We start from the raw sequence: 6,000 nt of genomic DNA on the forward strand, positions 1-6,000 counted from the left end.
GTTGTTGCATGGCATTCACCAACCGCGCCGAGCTTTTCCCGAGTCTGCACATCAACGGAGCGATACATTTGCGCGCCTTACCGGAGGGAGTGAGCTCGTCACGCCACTTCCGCACCGGTCCGCGCGCCTGTAACGAAAGATTCTTGCGCAGTGTGATCCAGTTCACAAAGTTCGCCGCCCAGGGCGTGCTTTGGTCCCCCGCGGGAAATAACCTGGGATCGCAGGCATGATTTACGGAGCCTTTGAGATCAACTCATTCGAGGCAGGGAAGGGGCTATGGCACGCCAGGATTCAACGAGCCGATCGCGAGCCGGTCGTCATCGATGGCATCTCGTTTCCGACACTCGAGCTCGGCTTTGCGTGGTCCGATCGGGATGCGGCGATCGCCCACGCGAAAGCGCAGATCGACCGCTACGGCCGGCGCTATGGGGTGATCTCAACCGAACCGTCGCCGACTTCGCGATAATCGGCACCGCCGTGGTCGCGCCGCGCTGCGAAGCCGAGCCGGCGCCGTCACCTCCGCCCGCGCGGCCGTTCCTGAACAATTGCCCGGAATGCAAGGCCGAGCTCGCCCTGCTCCGCGTCATTCCCGGTAGGGCCGAATACTGGGCGATGCGCTGCACCGGCTGCGGCGCGATTCATCTCAACATCGTCGAGAAGACCTCGCCCGCCTGCTGACGGCTCGCTCGCCCCGCCCTTCGCGAGGAGAGGTCGGCGCGCAGCGCCGGGTGAGGGGCGCCTCCGCGAATGCGGTGACCGACAACGCACGCTGACGCGGTCACACAGCATTGGACTTAACAAGCGGAAACAGCCCTCACCCGGATTGGGAGCGTAGCGACCAATCCGGCCTCTCCCGCAAGCGGGAGAGGCGAAGAGGCAACCGCCGCGTCGAAAATCTCCGCCATTTCGCCCCTGCTGACACCTGCTGACAGAGCGACCGCGCACCCGCATTCGCCCTTTCATGGCGGCGGTTTCAGTCCCATATTCGCCCCATGGCGAAGAAACCTGATACCCCCAAAAAGCCCGGCAAATCCCCCAAGTCAAAAGCGCATCGGCCCGACGTTCTCCCGATCGCGCCGGCGCTCGCCGAACTCTTGAACCCCGCCATCAACCGCGGCGAAAGCGGCATCGGCTCGTCCACGGGCCTGCAGCCGCCACCGGACAATTCACGCGACCGCCGCGCCGGCGGCGAGGCCGCAGCGCACCGCGCGCGCGCCTCGACGCCGAAGGAATTTCCGAGCGATCGCCTGGCTCCGGCGGACCAGCATGGAGGCGGCGGCTTCGACGAGGCGCCCCAGGCCAACTACGGCACCGCGGCGACGGTGCCCACGCTCGATCCGGAGCTGGCGCGACAGCTCGGCCTGCCCACCGCTGAGGACGATGAGGAGGCGCTGGCCCGCCCGCCGCGCAACAAGATGGAGGCGCTCGGGGTCAAGGCGACCGCCGAGGCGCTCGAGAACCTGATCCGCGACGGCCGTCCCGAGTTCCGGAAAGACGACGGCTCGATGCGGGTGTGGACCCCGCACCGTCCGCCGCGCCCGGAAAAGTCCGAGGGCGGCGTCCGCTTCGAGATTAAGTCCGACTATCAGCCGAAGGGCGACCAGCCGACCGCCATCGCGGAACTGGTCGAGGGCATCGACCGCAACGACCGTACCCAGGTGCTGCTCGGCGTCACCGGCTCGGGCAAGACTTACACCATGGCCAAGGTGATCGAGGCGACGCAGCGCCCTGCCCTGATCCTGGCGCCGAACAAGACGCTCGCCGCGCAGCTCTATGGCGAGTTCAAGAACTTCTTCCCGGACAACGCGGTCGAATACTTCGTCTCCTACTACGACTACTACCAGCCCGAGGCCTATGTGCCGCGGACCGACACCTATATCGAGAAGGATTCCTCGATCAACGAGCAGATCGACCGCATGCGTCACGCCGCGACGCGCGCGCTGCTCGAGCGCGACGACGTCATCATCGTCGCCTCGGTCTCCTGCATCTACGGTATCGGCTCGGTCGAAACCTATACCGCGATGACGTTCGCGCTGAAGAAGGGCGAGCGCATCGACCAACGCCAACTGATCGCCGACCTCGTCGCCCTGCAGTACAAGCGCACCTCGGCCGACTTCACCCGCGGCACCTTCCGCGTCCGCGGCGACGTCATCGACATCTTCCCGGCGCACTATGAGGACCGCGCCTGGCGCGTGAACCTGTTCGGCGACGTCGTCGAGAATATCGAGGAGTTCGATCCGCTCACCGGCCACAAGCAGGACGAGCTCGAATTCATCAAGATCTACGCCAACTCGCACTATGTGACGCCGCGGCCGACGCTGGTGCAGGCGATCAAGTCGATCAAGATGGAGCTGAAGCAGCGGCTCGACCAACTCAACGACCAGGGCCGGCTGCTCGAAGCGCAGCGGCTTGAGCAGCGCACCACCTTCGACCTCGAGATGATGGAAGCGACCGGGAGCTGCGCCGGCATCGAGAACTATTCGCGCTACCTCACCGGACGCCGTCCCGGCGAGCCGCCGCCGACGCTGTTCGAATATGTGCCCGACAACGCGCTTGTCTTCGCCGACGAGAGCCACGTCTCGATCCCGCAGATCGGCGCCATGTTCCGCGGCGACTTCCGCCGCAAGGCAACGCTGGCCGAATACGGCTTCCGCCTGCCCTCCTGCATGGACAACCGACCCTTGCGGTTCGAGGAGTGGGACATGATGCGGCCGCAGACGGTCGCGGTGTCGGCCACGCCCAGCGGCTGGGAGCTCAACGAGAGCGGCGGCGTCTTCGTCGAGCAGGTGATCCGCCCCACGGGCCTGATCGATCCGCCAGTCGACATCCGTCCCGCACGCACGCAAGTCGACGACCTCGTCGGCGAGGTTCGCGCAACGGCGGCGGCGGGCTATCGCTCGCTGATCACCGTGCTGACCAAGCGCATGGCGGAGGACCTCACCGAATATCTGCATGAGCAGGGCATCCGCGTGCGCTACATGCACAGTGACATCGACACCATCGAGCGCATCGAGATCATCCGCGACCTCCGCCTCGGCGCGTTCGACGCGCTTGTTGGCATCAACCTGCTCCGCGAGGGTCTCGACATTCCCGAATGCGCGCTGGTCGCGATCCTCGATGCCGACAAGGAAGGCTTCCTGCGCAGCGAGACCTCGCTGATCCAGACCATCGGCCGCGCCGCGCGCAACGTCGACGGCAAGGTGATTCTCTATGCCGACAGCATGACCGGCTCGATGGAGCGCGCGATTGCGGAGACCAACCGCCGCCGCGAAAAGCAGATGGAATACAACGCCGCCAACGGCATTACGCCGGCGAGCGTGAAGAAGTCGATCGGCGACATCCTCAACTCCGTCTACGAGCGCGACCATGTGCTGGTCGATATCCGCGACGGCAGCGTGACCGACGACGTGATCTCGATTGGCCACAATTTCGAGGCGGTGCTCGCCGATCTCGAGACAAGGATGCGCGAAGCCGCCGCCGACCTGAACTTCGAGGAAGCCGCGCGCCTGCGCGACGAGGTCAAGCGCCTGCGCGCCACCGAAATGGCCGTCGTCGACGATCCCACCGTCAAGCAGCGCACCGTGCAAGGCAAGGCCGGCGCCTACGCCGGCACCAGGAAATACGGCGACGCCGCCAATTTGCCGGTCAGCGCAATGAAGAAGAAAAGCGTGTCGTCGGCGATCAAGGCCGGCGGCAGCTCCGGATCAAAAGTCCACAAGCCCCATCTCGACGAAATGCACGGCCCGGAGTCCCTCCCCTTCCGCCCGAACCCTGGTGCGAAGCCGGCAAAGCCGTTCGGCAGCACCAGCCGGATCATCCAGCCAACCGACTCGCGGCAGTCCGGCCCGGAGTTCGGCCCGTCGCCACGATCGAGCGGCGGCACGCCTGGGCGACGGGGCGGGTGGAAGAAGCGGTGAGCCCTGCCCATGTCCGCACCCACCCGCGCTGAGTGCGGTACAGCGGTGACGCCGTCGCGGATCGAGGAGATGCGGATGGCGTGGTGGCGGCACTCGGAGCGCTGGCAAATCGTGCGGGTTCCAGTACGCTGGCCTCATGAAACTTGGCTTCGAAGAATCCCAATCCGCGTATACCAGCGGTTCGCAAAATGCCCGCAAATGGACCGAAGCCTGGGTCAGCGCATGGGCATATTGCCCCCACTGCGGCAACGCGAAGATGTCGCAATTTCCAAACAACAGCCCACTTGCCGATTTCCTTTGCAAATCGTGCAACGAGGAATTCGAGCTCAAGAGCCAGAAAGGCAAGTTCGGGGAGAAAGTGGCAGATGGCGCCTACAAGACGAAATGCGAGCGTCTGGCAGCAAGCAACAACCCTAACCTCCTGCTGATGAACTACGACTTGAAGTCGCTCGCGGTCGTCAATCTCCTCATCGTGCCAAAGCATTTCTTTGTCCGCGACATCATCGAGGAGCGAAAGCCGTTGGCGGCTACCGCGCGGCGCGCTGGCTGGATCGGATCGAACATCTTGCTTGGGCGCGTCCCAGCGTCGGGCAAAATCCATATCGTGCAGAATGGCGTCATCCGCGATAAGGAACTGGTCCTTCAGGAATGGCAGAAGACGCTATTCCTGAGAAACGAATCGCTGGAAGCGCGGGGCTGGCTGCTTGATGTTATGAAATGTGTCGAGTCCCTCGGCAAACGTGAATTCACGCTCGATGAGGTCTACGCTTTTGACCGACATCTTGGCGACCTCTATCCCGGAAACCAGAACGTCAGACCGAAGATACGCCAACAGCTTCAATACCTGCGTGATCGTGGATTTATCGAATTCGTCTCCCGCGGCAACTACCGCCTGACGTCGTGAAGGTTCTCCATGGCCTGGTTCCTTAACTTCTACCGATGCGACCGTTGCAGCAGGAGATGGAGCGACGAATGGTCGTGCACATGCGACAACGAGTGTCCACACTGCGGCGCGCGAGATATGTCGCCTCTTAAAAGCGAGGACCTGACCGAATTGGTCGAGCAGGAAGGCAACGAATTCGTTGTGCTTCGCTCTCCGGATACGGCGGAACACGATCCCGACTATCGCGAACTCGGTCGGTTTCCAACGCGGGCGAAAGCTGAGGAATTCCTGGCTTCGGTCGAATCCACGTGATCCATCATTCCGGAAGCCGCGCAAGCGGCTGTCCGGAACGACGAGAGAGATCACCGCCAATCGGCGGCTACTCTCTGAAAGTAATAGCTTCGGTTTGCGCCGTCATACGCACCGGACTTCATGCAGCAGGCTTTGAAATCTGCGTCCGGAGCCGCAAGGGCAGAGATCGTTGCGGCCAAGCTTTTCGACCAGCTCGACGTCACTGTGGATGACGCGCTGCCCGCGTTTGACATGGGTTTCCGAGGGGAATGAATTCCGCCGCTTACGCGTGACGCTGAAAGCTGGGGAGGTTTTCGAGATCGCGATCTTTGCGCATGACGCCCTCCATTGGTTTGAAGTCGCGGCCTGTTGCCGCGGCGGGTGGTTAGCATAGTGCCCGTCATTCCGGAAGCCGCGTTGGCGGCTATCCGGAATCCATGCATCCGCTGGCGCGCGCTGTGAACTGCTTCGCTGCGCACGCAAGGGCAATCTGCATCGAGTAGGCGCGACAAAGTAACTCGACGGGCAAATCACCTAAAGTCTGTCCAGCCCTCGTGGAAAAAACATTCCGCTTCCGTCGTCGGGCAAATCAGTGATTTAACTCCGCGCGTCTCACCCGAAGAGAGGGGCGGCTCGCGATCGTCACGAACGTTGCGGTGAGATGCGGTGGACGAGGGTGTCACGACTGACGAGCGTGGCACTCGCGGACGGCGAAGTCGTGTGGTCCTGGCGCCCCGACGCTGGCGCTAAGTTTTTTGCGCGGACTTTTTTCGCGTGAGAGGCGACGGTGGCAAGAAAGCCCGGTCACCGGCTATCCGATTCACACATTTTTGAGCCTCAAAGTGGTGCCGTATTTGATGCGACGGAAGGCTTCGAGGCCCAGGCGCATCACCTTTGGACCAGGCTTTC

General features: G+C 63.1%; 6 protein-coding genes. 5 read left to right on the top strand and 1 reads right to left on the bottom strand.

The window, feature by feature from the left end:
• Window positions 1–226: 226 nt before the first annotated feature.
• The 5 genes from AC5ZG5_RS23090 (at window position 227) to AC5ZG5_RS23110 (ending at window position 5,112) form a co-directional block, all read left to right on the top strand.
• Complete coding sequence (locus tag AC5ZG5_RS23090; protein ID WP_035690096.1) at window positions 227–466, top strand: hypothetical protein; 240 nt, start codon at window positions 227–229, stop codon at window positions 464–466.
• An 11-nt stretch (window positions 467–477) separates the two neighbouring features.
• A complete protein-coding gene (locus tag AC5ZG5_RS23095; protein ID WP_456643913.1) occupies window positions 478–678 on the top strand; it encodes a hypothetical protein in 201 nt (66 codons plus the stop codon).
• A 314-nt stretch (window positions 679–992) separates the two neighbouring features.
• On the top strand, window positions 993–3,917 hold the full coding sequence (gene uvrB / locus AC5ZG5_RS23100) for an excinuclease ABC subunit UvrB (protein WP_456643914.1): 2,925 nt from the start codon (window positions 993–995) through the stop codon (window positions 3,915–3,917).
• Window positions 3,918–4,053: 136 nt separating this feature from the next.
• Window positions 4,054–4,821 (top strand): DpnI domain-containing protein, encoded by a 768-nt coding sequence (locus tag AC5ZG5_RS23105; RefSeq protein ID WP_456643915.1) that lies wholly within the window; start codon window positions 4,054–4,056, stop codon window positions 4,819–4,821.
• A gap of 117 nt (window positions 4,822–4,938) precedes the next feature.
• Window positions 4,939–5,112, top strand: coding sequence for a hypothetical protein (locus tag AC5ZG5_RS23110; protein ID WP_456643916.1), 174 nt, complete (start codon window positions 4,939–4,941; stop codon window positions 5,110–5,112).
• Between the two features lie 102 nt (window positions 5,113–5,214).
• Here AC5ZG5_RS23110 and AC5ZG5_RS23115 read toward each other — a convergent pair whose 3' ends face one another.
• Window positions 5,215–5,625: an SEC-C metal-binding domain-containing protein gene (locus AC5ZG5_RS23115; protein WP_456643917.1), complete on the bottom strand. Its 411-nt coding sequence runs from the start codon at window positions 5,623–5,625 to the stop codon at window positions 5,215–5,217.
• Between the last annotated feature and the right edge of the window lie 375 nt (window positions 5,626–6,000).

This window comes from Bradyrhizobium sp. Ses1 (assembly GCF_059512365.1).